This is a genomic window from Providencia sp. (assembly GCF_040396775.1).
GTDB lineage: Bacteria > Pseudomonadota > Gammaproteobacteria > Enterobacterales > Enterobacteriaceae > Providencia.
In genome coordinates this window covers 57,298-73,015 of the sequence record NZ_JBEBNT010000013.1, presented here as the reverse complement: position 1 = coordinate 73,015, position 15,718 = coordinate 57,298, and the positions used below count along the sequence as shown (strand labels likewise).

Sequence of the window (15,718 nt, the reverse complement as noted above, 5' to 3'; positions counted from 1 at the left end):
TGTATTAATTCAAAAATTATCTAAACAGAGGTATAACCCCTTGTGTTTGGCGGCTTTGTTCACAAATTGGCGTAATAGCGACAGGCAACTGGTAAAGCTGAGCAAGGTTTTCTTCGGTTAACGTTTGTTGTGAATCGCCAAATAAATAGTGCCCCTCGTTAAACAGTAACAGCGAGTGGTCAGCGATATGCAGTGCATGCTGCGGGTAATGGCTAGTAAATAACACGGTGATTTCCCGTTGTTGAGCTAAATCACGCAGTACGCTGAGCACATTGTCTTGGTTGGCTAAGTCGAGTGCAGAAGTCGGTTCATCAAGCACTAAAATTTGTGGCTCACTTGCCAATGCTCTGGCAATCATGACCATTTGCTTCTCGCCACCACTGAGTCGGTTAAAGGGTTGATCAGCAAAACGATTTAAACCCAAGTAATCCAAACATTGCGCCACAATTTGCTGGTCTTTTTTACTGGGAGAAGCATACCAAGGTAGATGGCGAATACGCCCTAAGCTCACCATCGTACGAACAGAATAGTGAAACAGCGAACCGCTAAGCTGTGGCACATAGGCCACTGGAGCATTTAATGAGACTTGCCCTTTTGCCCCTTTTTGTAACCCCAGCAATAACCGTAACAAGGTGGTTTTCCCTCTCCCATTTGGCCCTAAAATAGCGCCGATGCTGCCTTTCGGCTGCCTGAAACTTAAGTCAGTGAATAACTGGCGCTGGCCGATTGAAAAATTTAGCTGTTCTACATGGATCATAAGTCAGCCACCTTTTTATTCAGCGTGTGAATTAGAAGCGCAAAAATAGGTGCGCCAATCAATGCAGTGATAACACTGAGGGGGATTTCTGCATTCGTGATGCTGCGCGCAAAAGTATCAACGGCAATCATATAAATTCCACCAATCACGGCACTGGCAGGGAGTAAAATGCGGTGATCGTGCCCGACAACAATACGCGCAATATGTGGCACAATTAACCCGACCCAACCAATCGTACCTGATACCGCCACCGTGGCGCTGGTGATCAATGTGACGCTAAGTAACACGGCCCAACGTGTCCGATTAATTTTCATCCCTAACGCCTGCGCATTTTCCTCCCCTAGAGACAACACATTGATGCGAAAACGTAACGCGAAAATCACTAAGACCGAGACTAAAACAACAGGAAAAACAATGGATAGCTTTAAATAGGATGCGCTGGCAAAACTGCCCATCAACCAAAATACAATGGTTTGCAGTGTATTATTTGGGTCTGCAAAATAGGTAATCAACGAAATCAGTGCAGCAAAAAAGGCGTTAATAATCATCCCAGCGAGGATCAGCATCAGTAGCTGACTTCCTTGGCGATTCAACCCCAGTAGGAAAACAAAAATAATCGCGACTACCCCCCCCATAAAAGCAAATGAGATAGTTATCAGCAATGACGAGAATAATAAAATAGCTAAGGCACCGCCCAATGCAGCACCAGAAGAAACACCAATAATTTGCGGCCCCACTAATGGGTTACGGAAAATCCCTTGCAACGCAGCCCCAGCGACAGCAAGCCCTGCGCCTGCAATCCCCGCAATTAACACGCGCGGCAAACGTACGTTCAGCACCACATTTTGCTCAGTACGGCTATAACTCAGCCCCGCGTCATTCCCGAATGTTGCATCATAGAGAATATGAAATACCGAAGAAAACGAGACAGGGTAGCGCCCGAAACTTAACGCCAATAACAGCGTGAGCACTAAGCCAACCGTGAAAATAACCCAAAGCAGACTCGGCCTATGCATTCGGCTTCCCCATTAATTTCAGGTAATGCTGGCTATTTTTGTTCAGTTCAATTTGCAATATGCCATCAATTTCCGCTTCTGTGACGTCATAACCATAAAGCTGCTGGTAGCGCAGGCGAATTTCTTCTCGCAAAGGAATATTGCTGGTTTCTGGATGAAATACCATGGATAACCACTGCCAATATAATGGCGTTTCTTGGTTAGGCGCATCCCAAATAAACCCACCAATGGGCAACTTGTATACTCGCTGGTTTTTAACCGCGGTAACATCACTCAGCATGGGATTACGGTACACATCCGCAGGGGCTAGACCCTCTTCGAAATTACCCAGTAAAATAATATCGGGATCCCACAGTAAGATTTGCTCAATATTTAGTGTCCTTGGCCCAGTTAAATCACGATTTAAGCTCAACCCACCAGCTAATGCAAAATCCGCATTATTGTGTGATGTCGAACCAAATGTTTGAATACTTTGATTAAAGTGTGAAAGATAAAGGACTTTAGGTTGCTCTGACTCAGGAATTTTTGCCGTTGAGGCAGAAAGAGCCTCCACCACCTGTTGGCGCCATTGGATCATCTGACTGGCTTTTTCATTATGGCCCAATGTTTTTCCCATCAAGCGGATCCACTCTTGCGTATAGCTTTCCTGCCCATAGCCAAGTGTTGCAACGGTTAGCCCTGCATCACGCATTGGAGAAATAATGTCATCACCACGATGCCCCCATTGCCACACGAGATCAGGCTCAACATTCAGCAATGCTTCAATATTCGGGGTGAAATTATTCCCTACAACATTGGAATTAACCTGCAACACAGAGGGGAACATTTTTCCTAGCATCCCTTCCCTCGCGGCGACCTTAGCAAAAGGATGCATCCCCACTAGTTTTTCGCTACTTGCATCCATGCCCACAAGCATGGATGCAGCAGGGATGGGGATCACGACTATACGTTTAGCGGGAGCGGAAAGGTGAATGTCATCACCCGACATATCCGTAAAATCAACCGCTTGGGATGCACCCACATTCGCTACCATCCCCAAAGTACACGCAGCGACTGCAATTTTAAAAACATTATTTATCATAGGGTTATTTAACGCTCCGCTAATAACTTAATTGATAATGTGTATGATTATCATTTATACTCAAACTATTCTAAGGTGCCCGAAGAGGATGACCTATGACATTTGTCAAAAACGTTTTTCCCTACACTCAATCTATCGACGCGCTAAAGCAGTGCCCATTATTTGTGGGCATTGAAGAAAAAAACTTGGCGTTATTACTTGAAAACTGTGGTTATATTCAATTTAAAAGCGGTGAAATAGTAAACCATGAGGGCGACCCTTTTAAACACTGCCCCTTAATGATAAACGGCCAGATGGAGGTGTATCGCCACACTTACTTAGGTGAAGAGAAAATTTTTGGTTTATTTGCAGAAGGCGAAATTGTCGCCATTGCTGCGGTATTTATGCCCCATAACCGTTATCCAATGAGCCTACGAGCAAAAACAGAGGGTGATGCATTACTTCTTGATAAACGGGATATTTTGCGCCTTTGCCACGCTTGTCCGCAGATTATGGAAAAATTACTCATGCGCTTTAGTGCTAAGCTGTATGAAAATATTAACCATATAGATTGGCTGACATCAAGCTCCGCAGAGCAACGGCTTGCCGCTTATATTCTTGATTTAAAAAACAAACAACTTACCTCTAATATTATTTTGCCATTATCCCGCGGGCAGTTAGCCGCAAAATTGGGAATGCGTTATGAAACCTTGAGCCGGTTAGTTTCAGGTTGGCGTCAAAAAGGGTTTATTAACATCGAAAAAGACACTGTGCATATTTATAACGAAAATTATCTGACTCAACTTTCTATTTCAGCACAGCGCCCCTTTTAGCCCTAGGGGCTGTTTATCTTTGATAGTCAATTTTTATTCGAATTAAAGCCATTTTAGGCAAGGCGAGAGGTTCGCCGCCTAGTCAACTAGGCAAGAGCCTCTTAACGCAGCATTAAATGAGTGAAACGCGCTTTAATCGAACCCGTAGGGCAGCATTTAAGTACAAATCTTAACTCAAATAATAAGCCAGCTTGATTGACACATTTATCTATTTTTGAATTGTTTTTTGACCTATTTTAGCTGTAAAAATCAGTAGCAAAGATAAACAGCCCCTCGTGCATTACCGTTAAATAATACGCCAATTATTGATTAGAAGTTAAAGGTCACTCCCCCGTTCACATTAAAGCCCATACCGGGGAATAATGTACTGTCTTTGGCGGTCACTGTTTGGTTAGCCACTGATGTCGTTGCATAACGTTCATCCGTTAAGTTATCCATCGATAAATATACTGACCATTGGTCTGTCGGTTTATAACTGCCTTTTACCCCTAATACGGCATAATGTTTACGTTTTTGAATATCAAGGTTGTTTTGGTGATCAACGGCCATATCTGTTGGTGCCCAATGAATATTAGGTCCGAAGCTCCAATCTCCTAGTTCATACAGCACCTCAGCCGCCACAATATTACGTGGAATACCAGCGATGTAATTTCCCTTGTACTCGCCACCCATAAAACGAAAATCATTATACGTCCAAGAGACACGATAATTCACATCACCAGGGCCCGCACCAATCCGCCCTGCAAGCCCAGCTTCTAGCCCTTGATGACGAGTTTTTGCACCATAATTAAAGACCCCAACGACGGTGCCAGCACTGTCATACGTGGTGATATATTCATCTTTAATTTGGCTGCGATATAGCGCAAGGTTCCATTTGAGTCCCTCAGTCACATCACCTTCACCACCAATTTCATAGGTGATGGCTTTTTGTGGGGAAAGTTTGGTGAGTTTGCCATCACTTGAATTGATAATTTCCCAAAACGTAGCGGGTTCTTCGCTTGAGCTGATATTGGCAAAATAACGTTGGCTTTCTGTTGGCCGCCAAATAACCCCTGCTTTCGGTGTCCAAAATGTCCAATTTTGGTCTAATGAAACAGAACTTTGGCGTTTTTCCACATCACGGCGGGCATGAGTCGCTTTCACATCAAAGTTTACTGTGACTGTCGGCGTGACATGCAGGTCAACGCCCACACTGCCATACACGTTCTCTGCTCGCCCATCATATTTACCAATTTTTTTCTTATCAGCGGGCGTGCCTTTGCGGTTTTGCATTAATTCCGTTTGCAATGTCATTTGATCCCACGCCACTGCGGTGCGATAGGTCACAGGCTCGGTTTCAATGTTATAAGTCAGCTGTAACCCTTCACTGTGGCTGCGGCTAAAGCGGTAGTATGCGGGCGTCGTGAAATTATCATGAGTGCGAATATGCCATAGCCCGGCACCAATTGCTTGGTTGCCGACCTGCCAATCAGAGCGGTTTGCGACACGAAATTGCTCCACATTACGGTGCGGGTCACGTAGCCATACCATGGGGTAAACATCTGTTGGGTTATTGTTCAATACCTCTTCAGAGACAGGACCTGCGACATCAAAACGTAAATCGGTCCAATTTAACCAAGTACGATTTTCAAAGTTATCTGTGACATAGCCGAAATTGCTACGCAATGTTTTTCGTTGAGAAGCTGAATGCTTGCGGTAACCATCAAAATGGTCATAGGTGAAATTTACCCGCCCATCAAATACCCCGTCATCTGAAACACCACCGAACGCAGTTTGTAATCCTTCACGGCCATGGGAGCCATACTCATAGCGCAACCGCCCTTGTTCATTTCGCCCTGTATAAGACAACACATCGAGCTCACCACCTAAGCTGTTACTTTGTGGGTTCAGGCTATTTGCCCCACGCCGAACACTTACCATCCGTGCATCGCGCATTTCCAAGGTACTAATATGAAAGCTGCCATCAGCATCGGTTGCGGGTAAGCCATCTTGCAATAATAAAACCCCTCGCGCTAATGGCGCACTTTGCACCCCCGAACCCCGAATATTTAGGCGCGGTTGGTCTATGCCACCAAAAAAGTTTTGGATAACCAGCCCCGGTTGGTAATCCAGCGCATCTTGTAATGTGGCAAGGCGCGTGTCTTTTTCAATCACAACTAAGTTTGTCCCCCCCGCCACTTTTTCGAGCTTTTCTTTTTCCTGTTGTTCCGTTGGTGTTAAACGGCTCTGCCCTGACGCTGAAGTGACAACCAGAGTATCGTGCGCCGTTGATGTTGGCGCTGCCACTGCGTGAGTTAAAGGCCCTAATCCCAAGATCAGTGTGATGCAATGAGCCAATTTATGCCGTTTTAGTGGATAAGACATATATTCACCTTATTAATAGTAATGGTTATCATTTTCATTTGAAGGTATAAAATAGGTGAAAAAAAACCGTTTCCCTATGACATTTGTCAAAAACGAAAATAAATTGAGCCTTATTCAAAATATCAGTATTAATTTACATTAAATTAAAACCAATTATTAATATTGTCATAAATATTATTTTTCTTTTAAATGAGAACTCGTATTTAAATATTTTATTAATTATTAAATAGTTCATTCTAAACATTAATTTAATTAAAAGAGAAATCATGAATATTAAAATTTTTAAATTTATTGATATGTATACTAATGGCGTTTTTGTTGAATTTAATAATAAAGACAATAAATTATTATCCATTCATTTACTTTTAAATAATGAAGTAATAGAAAGCGTGGAAACTGCTGCTGAAAGCCATTTGTTTTTCATCGATAAATCAGGTTACTATCGTGTAGAAATCAGTCAAAAATCAGAATGTATAGCTAACATCCAATCAAAGGAAATTTATTTCCATATCAGTGAGGGCGAAAGAAAATATGAAGTAAAACCCGCCAGTAAAGAAAAAACAATCAATCAAAAAATAACGGGTATTTCTCATTATTATTTAGATATAAAAGTCAAAAAGAACAATCAAGATAAAATAAAGCAAGATCTAGCTTTTTATTCAAAGCTCCCCACTTTAGAATTAAAAAGTTCATTAATTCATGATGTATTAAATCATTACGATTATTTTACACTCCGCGAAGAACATAATTTTGAAACTTTAGTTGAGCTAGCTGAACAAATAGAGAACTTAGATTATGTCGAGTATTGTTCCGTCATGCCAGATACCACGGGATATCTAGCCCCAGAACTACCTGTAAACCCCGAACAAATTGACGATATTGAAAGCGAAAGTGACGATTTTATTACCCCTGATTTTACGCCAAGACAAACTTACCTTGATGCACCGAAAGGAATGAACATCCGCGATGCATGGGCGAAAAATATTGATGGTTCATCAGCAGTCGTACGTCACTTGGACTTTGGCATCTACCGCAACCACGAAGATTTAATTAACTCAAAGATTGTTGTCGTCAATAGCCGCTTTGAAACTGAAGACTGTAATCATGGAACAGCATCAACAGGGTGTATCGTGGCAACTAACAATGAGTTTGGTGTCACTGGTATTGCCCATAACTGCCTATTTTTTTTCTATGACACTGGTGACCTAGATTTAATCGCCAATCATGCGCAGCCTGGCGATATTGTCAGCCTAGATGTGCAATTTAGTGTTGCTGGAAAACTGCTCCCTGCCACCGCAATACGTGGCTGGTGGGAACGCATTAAAATCATTGTGGATAAAGGTGCGACCGTTATTCTTGCAGCGGGCAATGGTGGGTTAGATTTAAGTCAACCAGACGTAATGCAAGATTTCGGTGATAGCGGTGGTATTTTAGTGGGTGCCTGCAACCACCATAATGGCGCTCGAGCCTATTTTTCGAACTACAACCGCGATGTTGCTTTTGTGAACTCTTGGGGAGACTGGAGCGTGACGACAACTGGTTATAGCTCACTGCAAAAACTACCGGGTAATAATCGCAATTATTCGCGTGATTATTCAGGTACATCAAGCGCAACACCGCTATGCTCAGGCGCATTAGCATTAATTCAAGATCATGCAAAAAAACAAGGGGCGATTTTATCCCCATGGCAAATGCGCACCGTTATTTGTGCATCAGATTATGCCGAAGGAGTCGCACACGGTATTGGCTATCGCCCAAATGTGGATTATTTGTTGGATGTTGTTGATAGCATCATCCGCGAGTCAGATTTACCCGAAAGCGCGTAGCTTTCATATTCTCAAGCCGCCGTCTATCACGTGGCGGCATTTCCCCCTTCAAGGGTTAAGACGGATGTGCAAACCTTTTCAAGCAACGCCTTGTTATGGCTAAAAATAATCATTCCTAAAGGGCGTTCTTCTGAAAGCTGAATTAAAAACTGCCAAATCTCTTTTTGTAAGTGCGCATCTAACTGCGCAGTAATTTCATCCGCAATTAAAATTTGGGTTCGCGGGTCAAGAGCCCGTAACAATGCAATCCGCGCTAGCTCGCCCCCAGATAACTCATTAGGCCGCCTCTCTAACCATTGTGGTTGGATGGAGAAACGTTCAAGCCAGTCTGAGTCAGGTTGCCATGCATCACGTAAACTCGCGCCTACCGTACGATATGGGTTAAAGCTTTTTTCAGGGTGTTGTGGAACCAGTTGAATGGGGCAGTAACCTTGTTTAGAAAGCGGTTTTCCTGCGAATAGAATCGAACCGTTAGAAGGTGCTTGCCACTGTGCTAAAACACGACCCAGCGTTGTTTTACCAAAACCACTGGGCGCAGAGATACCAAGGCGTTCATTTGGCGCAAGGGAAAAACTAAAGTCCCGCCAAAGGGCTTTTCCCCCTTGATCAATACGCAAGTTTTTAACAGCTAAAATGGGTTCAATATCCTTCATTTCATTGCCATAAATTGATGTTCTGGTAATGCATTCCACAAGGATTGCAGCCATTTTCCGCCACCGCCTTGTTTTAAGGTTTGGCTACTTAACACATCTTCTAGTGCCCCATTGCGCAGTAACGCAATACGGTCAGCAAAACGTACTGCCATGGATAAATCATGAGTCACCCATAAAATTCCTCGCCCATTACGGCAAAGAGATTTCATATTTTCAAGCAGTTGCAGCGCATGTTCATCATCCAACCAAGACGAAATTTCATCTGCAAGGATATATTGTGCACGGGATAATGTTGCACTGCTTGCCAGTACCCGTTTCGCCATCCCACCCGATAACTGGCTTGGATAGCTATTCACCAAACTTTCTTGCAAGTTATATTGCTGAAGATGACGCGCTACATCATGTATTTTAATGTGTTGACCACTCAGTACTGCCGCCCGTTCAAGTTGGGGGCCAATTTGAATCAAGGGGTTCAGTGCGCTAACGCCTTGAGGAATATAGCACAAGGAATTACCACGGTGCTGCGGCTTATTTTTCTCCGTCAATGCGCTTCCATTCAAACTGATGTTTCCTTGGCAACGCATATTATCCGGCAGTAGGCCAAGAACGCTTTGTAATAACAGGCTTTTCCCTTCACCGCTGCCACCAACCAATGCCACCATTTCTCCAGGTTGAATATCGAGGGTGATATCTTGCAGTAATGGCGACCATTGCTTACGACCTAACCAGCGAAATTTTGCGACATCGATAGTCAGCTTATCTAAGCTTAACATGTTGCCCCCTTCAGCCATAGCTGCGCCGCGGCTTTTGCAAACTGGTCAAATAACAACACAAGTCCCATCAAAGCAACACCGGGAAACACCACCAGCCACCATGCCCCTGTACTGAGATAACGTAATGCATCGGACAATAAAATGCCCAATGACGGTTCATGGGGCGATAGCCCAAAGCCAAGAAAACTCAGTGCCGCACTATGAAGTACGGCATGTGGGAACATCAACAATGTACCAACCATCCACTGCGGTAAAATCATCGGCAAATAATGGTAACGCCAACGGTAAACGGCGCTGTTGCCAATACGCTGGGATAGCATGATGTAATCCGCTTGCTTTACTCGCAATAACTCGGAACGCAAAATTAGGGTGAGTTTAGGCCAGTGCGTAAGGGCAACAGCCCAGATCACACCCATTTTTCCACCGCCCAAGGTAAAGCAAATTAGTACGAGTAACAAAAGATGCGGCAATGCTAATAGTGCATCAATCACACCACGCACCACGTAATCCATCACCTTGCTCACAGAAGACAGCCCAGCCATCACCAAGGCAATAAACCCACTGGATACCGCCGCAATAAAACCAATTTGTAAGCTGGTCGCGACGCCTTGGAATGTTCTTTCGAAAAGGTCTCGGCCTAAATTATCTGTACCGAATAAGTGTGCCCAAGAGGGAGCAAGCCGCCTATCCAACAGGTTCATTTCAATGTCGGTTGATGACAACCAGACTGCATAGCTCGCTAAAATAACCAGTAACGTTAGCGAAATAATTAATTTAAATAGCGCTCGATTCGGATTGTAGGTCATGCGTCCCTCATCACTCCCTTATTCACTTTTTTCAATAAGACATCGGCAACCGTATTACTGAAAAAAATCAAAGTGGCACACAACATCACAATCCCCATCAACAAGGGGATATCCCCCCTCAAACCCGCATCGATGGTCGCTTGCCCCAACCCTGGATACGCAAACACTTTCTCTGCAAGAAGCGCCCCACTGAGTAACTCGCCCACAGACGCGAACTGCAAACAAATGGCTGGCGTGATAGCATGTTTAAGTACATGAAAACCTATCATTGACCAGCCTTTATCCCCTTGCGCTTGGGCGTAATGAATAAACTCGCTGTTCATCACTTCCATCACTTTTGCGCGGGTATGCAGAGCTATATTCCCGACACCCAGCATCCCTAACGCAATTACAGGCAAAACGAGGTGATGAAGTTTTTGGCCAAATGTCGCCGTTTCTTCATCTAAGCCAATGGGCCATGCGCAGCAAATCGGCGCCCATTGCAATGACACAGCAAACAGCGAAAGCAGCAGTAAACCCACCCAAAATACTGGGATAGACGCTAAAAGGTAGCTGAGCGTTGAAATCAGTTTATCGGGCCAGCGGTTAAGATACCGCCCCGCCACTAAGCCTAACGCAAAGCCAACGATACCCGAAAAAAGCCAAGCACAGATAAGTAGCGCTAACGAGGGAACAAGGCGGTCCGCTATCACTTGCACAACGGGCGTATTGTACAACATGGAATAGCCCATATCCCCTTGTAACATTTGAGAAAACCAGCGCCAAAATTGTACCCATAGCGGCTGGTCAAGCCCCCAACGAGCTGCGATTAAGGCATATTGCTCGGGGGGGACATGCAATAAATCATTACCGATATAGGCTTTTATTGGGTCGATAGGCGAATAGCTTAGCAGGATAAAGATACCCGCCGCCGTCACGGTCAATAAACAGATAAAACGCAATAAAAGCCCAAGAGTCGTTCGCATTACTGGCAGGTCCATGCCCATTCATCAACGTTATTTAACACTGACCAAGAGCCATGAATTTCAGGTGCGCTGGTGCCTAAATCCACACAATTATTCAGTAAATAAATATGTTGTAAGTTCATCAACCAAGCCCAAGCGGCATCCCCTTTAATGCCCACGCCCGTTGTACCATTCCAGTCCACTTTTTGCCATAATGGAATTGCCGCATTTTGGTCAGGCTGGCGCAGCGCTTCTTCAATTAACTCATCAACTGCTGCATTTTTATAATAACCTGGATTATAGAAACCAACGCCTGCGGCTTTACTGCTGTAGTTATGAACAATTTCCATCGGGTCTAAGCTGCCCCAGCCAAATAAGGTTGGGTTGGCGTGCATATGGCGCTCAACGGTTTCCCAACTGCCTGATTTTAAATCCATCTCAATGCCGATAGGTTTTAAACTTGAACGGATAGCTTGGGCTAAATCACGGCGTGTGGTATCACCACTGGCGTACCAGAGCGTCAGTTTTGCCACTTTACCGTCTTTTTCACGCAGGCCATCTTTATTCAGCTTCCAACCAGCCTCTTCTAAAATGGCTTTAGCTTTTTCCGTGTCGCCATCTTTAAAGGCGGAATCAGGGCTATTCCACGGTAACCCTGCCACACCAGTATAAGCGGGAACCGCAAAACCTTCGAGGACAGACGCAGCTAATAATTTACGGTCAAAAGCGTAATTAATCGCCTTACGCACCGCAATATCAGAAGTGATATCATTCCCCACAGGATTACCCTGTGCATCTTTTCCACCCGCTGGTGGAATTGGGAACGAAATACCGCGGTTTTCCACGCTATAACGCTCTACCAGTTTCATGTTTTTGACGTCATTAGCATTGGTTGCCACCGCAGCGGGAATACGGACAATTTCCAGTTGGTTACTTTGTGCCGCAGCAAATGCTGCATCTTCATCAAGGAAGACGAAAACCATTTTATTGAAATCGTTTTTTGGCCCAGCATAATACGGGTTTTGCTCAACAATTAATTGCTGCCCCGGCTGGAAAGTCACTAAGCGGTATGGGCCCGCACCAATTGGGTTATGCGCATAGGTTTTTGCATCGTATTTATCGGCGCAGACAATTCCAAGGGAGCCTAATACATTGATAAAAGTACTTTGCGGGGAAGATAAAGTGATTTTGACGGTTAATGGGTCAATCTCCTCAGCTTTGGCAAAGTTACCCATATCCACTTTGCCACCGCTTGCAGCGGCATTATTGTAGGTAAATACCACATCTTTGGCAGTTAACGGCGAGCCATCTGAAAATTTTAAGCCTTTTTTTAGCGTTAATGTCCACTCTTTCCCATCGGCATTGTGTTGATAGTTTTCCAGCATATAGCTGTGCCATGAAAGGTCGGCTTTTTGTTTGAGTAATGGGCTGTGTAACAGAAGGTAGCTACCGTGGCTCCATCCTAGCATCGGGTCAAAACCTTCGGTCGGTTCTGCGCCAATGGCTAAGCGTAATGTTTGTGAATGAGCCGGTTCTGCGGCGTGTGATGGTAGCGTCAGCCCCATTAAACACATAGCCGCAACGATATTTTTAATCATACATCCCTCGATAGTTTGGTTTTATTTTTATCACTAAATAAAAATGAAACATCATCAGGCAGTTAATGATATTGGTGACCATTAATAGCCGCTATTGGTGAGATATTCACTGTGCGTAGAGTAGCAATGTTTAGTTATATTAAATTTTAAACCACGCTTTCTACGTTCTATATCAATAGAACTTCGAATTTAATGAATAATTCGCAAAAACTGAGCCCCTCTTTGATTTACCTTAATAAATCAAAGAGTAAATTTTACGCTTCCACGTCTTTATCAAATTCAATAGGCGCTGAATTTAACGATAAATCGGTAATAAAAGACGGGTCATTCGACTGCCTTGATTGCAACCGAAATTGCGAGGGTGTCATGGCGTATTTTTTCTTAAAAACATCACAAAAATAGGCATTACTACCAAACCCACAGCGATGACTAATTTGAAATACAGAATAATTTGAGAAGGTTAAATAATTTAATGCCATGCCCATTCGCACATCCAATAATAATTGGCGGAATGATACCCCCTCTCGATTAAGGTGCCTGCGCAACGTCGATGGCGTGGTGAATAATGCCTTCGCCACATCCTCTAAATGCCATTTTTTCTGGGGTTCTTGGGTAATTAAATGGGTAATAGCTTGGTTTTTCGGCTCATCATAATTAAAGCGGAAAATGTTGAGAATATCGACACCCGCTTGGTATATCGCCAATAAAATAAAGTACAGGCTTTGCTTCATTAACAATGCTTCTTGGGATTGGCTCTGTTTTTTTAATGGCAAACATTGTTTGAGCAAACTGAAATTATCACTAACCGTTTCGGGGGTTAATACCTGAAAAGCAGGCACATGGCTCGTCAGCGGCGCACCAGACTTCATTAAGGTCTTTAATAATAAAAAGACCGATTCTAACTCTGAGTCCGTAATCGACAATGTATGCAACTCAATTGATTGATTAGATACGCACTCAATATTGCAGGAGACTTGGCTGTATTTTGGAATAATGAGCGTCAAATTAGCTTGAACATCAATGGATTGGCCATTAATCACCACATTCCCTTTTGCACCTTGCAGCATGGCAATCATCGCGCTTTCAATATAAAACGCTTTTAACACCATTTGGCTTGATGAAAGAAAATATTTATATTCCATAATCTCAATAAACTTTGGTCAAAGTCAGAAATCATCTGCTAGAAAAAGCAGCTTGATGGGCAGACAGAAATTCAGCCATTCAGATAAATAGCAAATAATTACGCTAGTTGATGGCTTCTGCTACTTCGCTAGAATGCGGCTCAGAATATAGTCCTGTTAGGCTAAAATCGCAATATAGAGATCCGCTCATTTTTTACTGTTATTTTACGTATTGTGAGTTTTTCTAAATAAATTGCTATTTAATTGAAAGGCAATTTTCGATATAAGGTGTAAAATCGCGCGGCAGATGAATGCGAGCCTATAACGCATCATTATAGATAATTATTTTTCGTGTTCATACACATCCTACCCTACTTGCATTAGCTTATACAGCCTAGAACCCAACCATTCGGTGAGGGGTATAACTAAACATGTTCGCGTATTGTTCATTGCCTGATTTGCAGGAGAAAGTATGTCTGAGTTTTCAGGATCAGGTTGGTTAGCTGAGATTTTTTTACGCTATGAACTCAAACGGGGTGCAACACGCCTGACCGATAAACAACATATCGGCCCTTTAATGGTGCAAAGGCCATTTTACCCCGAACAAGGGGTTGCCCACACCTATTTACTCCATCCCCCTGGTGGTGTGGTCGGTGGAGATAAACTCCTGATTAACATTGACGTGCAGCCACACGCTCATTCGCTGCTGACCACCCCGGGTGCGACCAAATTTTATCGCAGCGCAGGTGGTGTTGCCCGTCAAGTACAGAATTTAACCGTTGCCGCTGATGGTTTTTTAGAGTGGCTACCGCAGGAAAATATTTTCTTTCCTGATGCGCAGGTTCGACTCGAAACCCATATCCACGTCACCGCGTCATCAAAATTTATCGGCTGGGAAATCCAATGTTTAGGCCGCCCTGTTTTAGGGGAATGGTTTGAAAATGGCGATGTGCGTGGGCGCTTTAATTTTTATATTGATGACACCCTCACGCTGACTGAATCCCTGTTTATCGATGGCACACAAAAACAGTCTGCCGTCATGCGCGAATATCCCATGATGGGGTCGATGTACATTTACCCTGCCAATGATGAATTAAAAGAAAAAATTCAACAGTATTTACGTGATTTTGTATCCCCAGCGGATAGCCCTATTGAGTATGGGTTAACAGATGTGGATGGCATTTTAGTTTTTCGATTATTAGGCACGCAAACTGAGCCAATGATGGCGTGTTTTGCCCATATTTGGCAAACCACTCGGCAGTATTGGCTAGGTTATTGCCCAGAACCTCCCCGTATTTGGGCAACATAAATTTTTCGTTTTAGGAGCAAAAATGGAACTCACCCCAAGAGAAAAAGATAAGTTATTGCTTTTTACCGCAGGCCTTGTCGCTGAAAGACGCTTAGCCCGTGGGTTAAAACTGAACTACCCTGAAGCCGTTGCCCTAATAAGCTGCGCCATTATGGAAGGCGCACGTGACGGCAAAACAGTTGCTCAACTGATGAGCGAAGGCAGAACGGTGCTCAGTGCAGATCAAGTCATGGAAGGTGTACCTGACATGATCAAAGACATTCAAGTGGAATGCACATTCCCCGATGGCACAAAACTTGTGTCCATTCACGACCCAATTGTATAGGTAGCAATATGATCCCCGGTGAAATTAAAGTAAATCAGGCTTTAGGCGACATCGAACTGAACGCGGGTCGTGAAACCAAAACCATTCAAGTGGCGAATCATGGTGATAGGCCGATTCAAGTCGGCTCCCATTACCATTTTTATGAAGTGAATGACTTCCTGAAATTTGAACGAGACGGCACGCTGGGTTTTCGTTTAAACATCCCTGCGGGTATGGCGGTCCGTTTTGAACCCGGCCAAAGCCGCACGGTGGAATTGGTGGCATTTAGCGGTAAACGAGAAATTTACGGCTTCCATGGCAAAGTCATGGGTAAATTAGAGTGTGAGAAATAAC

The 15,718-nt window shown here is 43.8% G+C and carries 15 protein-coding genes; 5 read left to right on the top strand and 10 right to left on the bottom strand.

Annotated features, from left to right (window positions below; genetic code table 11):
• Nucleotides 1-16 precede the first annotated feature (16 nt).
• From ABWP91_RS14145 to ABWP91_RS14135, 3 genes are read right to left on the bottom strand one after another with little or no spacing between them, the layout of a single operon-like run.
• The gene (locus ABWP91_RS14145) at nt 17-757 is read right to left on the bottom strand and encodes an ABC transporter ATP-binding protein (RefSeq protein ID WP_353243778.1); all 741 of its coding nucleotides are present in this window, start codon (nt 755-757) and stop codon (nt 17-19) included.
• The gene (locus ABWP91_RS14140) at nt 754-1,773 is read right to left on the bottom strand and encodes a FecCD family ABC transporter permease (protein ID WP_353243777.1); all 1,020 of its coding nucleotides are present in this window, start codon (nt 1,771-1,773) and stop codon (nt 754-756) included. The genes ABWP91_RS14145 and ABWP91_RS14140 overlap by 4 nt, the downstream gene beginning before the upstream one ends.
• A complete protein-coding gene (locus tag ABWP91_RS14135) occupies nt 1,766-2,854 on the bottom strand; it encodes an ABC transporter substrate-binding protein (protein WP_353243776.1) in 1,089 nt (362 codons plus the stop codon). Before ABWP91_RS14135 ends, ABWP91_RS14140 begins: the two co-directional genes overlap by 8 nt.
• 95 nt (nt 2,855-2,949) lie before the next feature.
• Here ABWP91_RS14135 and ABWP91_RS14130 point away from each other — a divergent pair, with 95 nt between their 5' ends.
• Entirely contained in the window at nt 2,950-3,666 is a 717-nt protein-coding gene (locus ABWP91_RS14130) for a Crp/Fnr family transcriptional regulator (protein ID WP_353243775.1), read from the top strand.
• 309 nt (nt 3,667-3,975) lie between these two features.
• Here the strand turns inward: ABWP91_RS14130 and ABWP91_RS14125 are convergent, their stop codons facing one another.
• Entirely contained in the window at nt 3,976-6,030 is a 2,055-nt protein-coding gene (locus ABWP91_RS14125) for a TonB-dependent receptor family protein (protein ID WP_353243774.1), read from the bottom strand.
• Nucleotides 6,031-6,296: 266 nt separating this feature from the next.
• Here ABWP91_RS14125 and ABWP91_RS14120 point away from each other — a divergent pair, with 266 nt between their 5' ends.
• Complete coding sequence (locus ABWP91_RS14120; RefSeq protein ID WP_353243773.1) at nt 6,297-7,856, top strand: S8 family serine peptidase; 1,560 nt, start codon at nt 6,297-6,299, stop codon at nt 7,854-7,856.
• A 26-nt stretch (nt 7,857-7,882) separates the two neighbouring features.
• On the opposite strand, the gene ABWP91_RS14115 is transcribed toward ABWP91_RS14120, so the two are convergent.
• The 6 genes from ABWP91_RS14115 to ABWP91_RS14090 all read right to left on the bottom strand — a co-directional run bounded on the left by ABWP91_RS14115 (nt 7,883) and on the right by ABWP91_RS14090 (nt 13,772).
• On the bottom strand, nt 7,883-8,491 hold the full coding sequence (locus tag ABWP91_RS14115) for an ATP-binding cassette domain-containing protein (protein WP_353243803.1): 609 nt from the start codon (nt 8,489-8,491) through the stop codon (nt 7,883-7,885).
• Nucleotides 8,492-8,505: 14 nt separating this feature from the next.
• Entirely contained in the window at nt 8,506-9,282 is a 777-nt protein-coding gene (locus tag ABWP91_RS14110; protein WP_353243772.1) for an ATP-binding cassette domain-containing protein, read from the bottom strand.
• Nucleotides 9,276-10,088 (bottom strand): ABC transporter permease, encoded by an 813-nt coding sequence (locus tag ABWP91_RS14105; RefSeq protein ID WP_353243771.1) that lies wholly within the window; start codon nt 10,086-10,088, stop codon nt 9,276-9,278. Before ABWP91_RS14105 ends, ABWP91_RS14110 begins: the two co-directional genes overlap by 7 nt.
• Nucleotides 10,085-11,068 (bottom strand): ABC transporter permease, encoded by a 984-nt coding sequence (locus tag ABWP91_RS14100; RefSeq protein WP_502935813.1) that lies wholly within the window; start codon nt 11,066-11,068, stop codon nt 10,085-10,087. The genes ABWP91_RS14105 and ABWP91_RS14100 overlap by 4 nt, the downstream gene beginning before the upstream one ends.
• On the bottom strand, nt 11,053-12,630 hold the full coding sequence (locus tag ABWP91_RS14095) for an ABC transporter substrate-binding protein (RefSeq protein ID WP_353243769.1): 1,578 nt from the start codon (nt 12,628-12,630) through the stop codon (nt 11,053-11,055). The genes ABWP91_RS14100 and ABWP91_RS14095 overlap by 16 nt, the downstream gene beginning before the upstream one ends.
• A 254-nt stretch (nt 12,631-12,884) precedes the next feature.
• Nucleotides 12,885-13,772 (bottom strand): AraC family transcriptional regulator, encoded by an 888-nt coding sequence (locus tag ABWP91_RS14090; protein ID WP_353243768.1) that lies wholly within the window; start codon nt 13,770-13,772, stop codon nt 12,885-12,887.
• A 451-nt stretch (nt 13,773-14,223) separates the two neighbouring features.
• On the opposite strand from ABWP91_RS14090, the gene ABWP91_RS14085 reads away from it, so the two are divergent.
• From ABWP91_RS14085 to ABWP91_RS14075, 3 genes are read left to right on the top strand one after another with little or no spacing between them, the layout of a single operon-like run.
• Entirely contained in the window at nt 14,224-15,060 is an 837-nt protein-coding gene (locus ABWP91_RS14085) for an urease accessory protein UreD (protein WP_353243767.1), read from the top strand.
• A 22-nt stretch (nt 15,061-15,082) separates the two neighbouring features.
• Nucleotides 15,083-15,385: an urease subunit gamma gene (locus tag ABWP91_RS14080; RefSeq protein WP_353243766.1), complete on the top strand. Its 303-nt coding sequence runs from the start codon at nt 15,083-15,085 to the stop codon at nt 15,383-15,385.
• 8 nt (nt 15,386-15,393) lie between these two features.
• The gene (locus ABWP91_RS14075; protein ID WP_353243765.1) at nt 15,394-15,717 is read left to right on the top strand and encodes an urease subunit beta; all 324 of its coding nucleotides are present in this window, start codon (nt 15,394-15,396) and stop codon (nt 15,715-15,717) included.
• Nucleotide 15,718 lies beyond the last annotated feature (1 nt).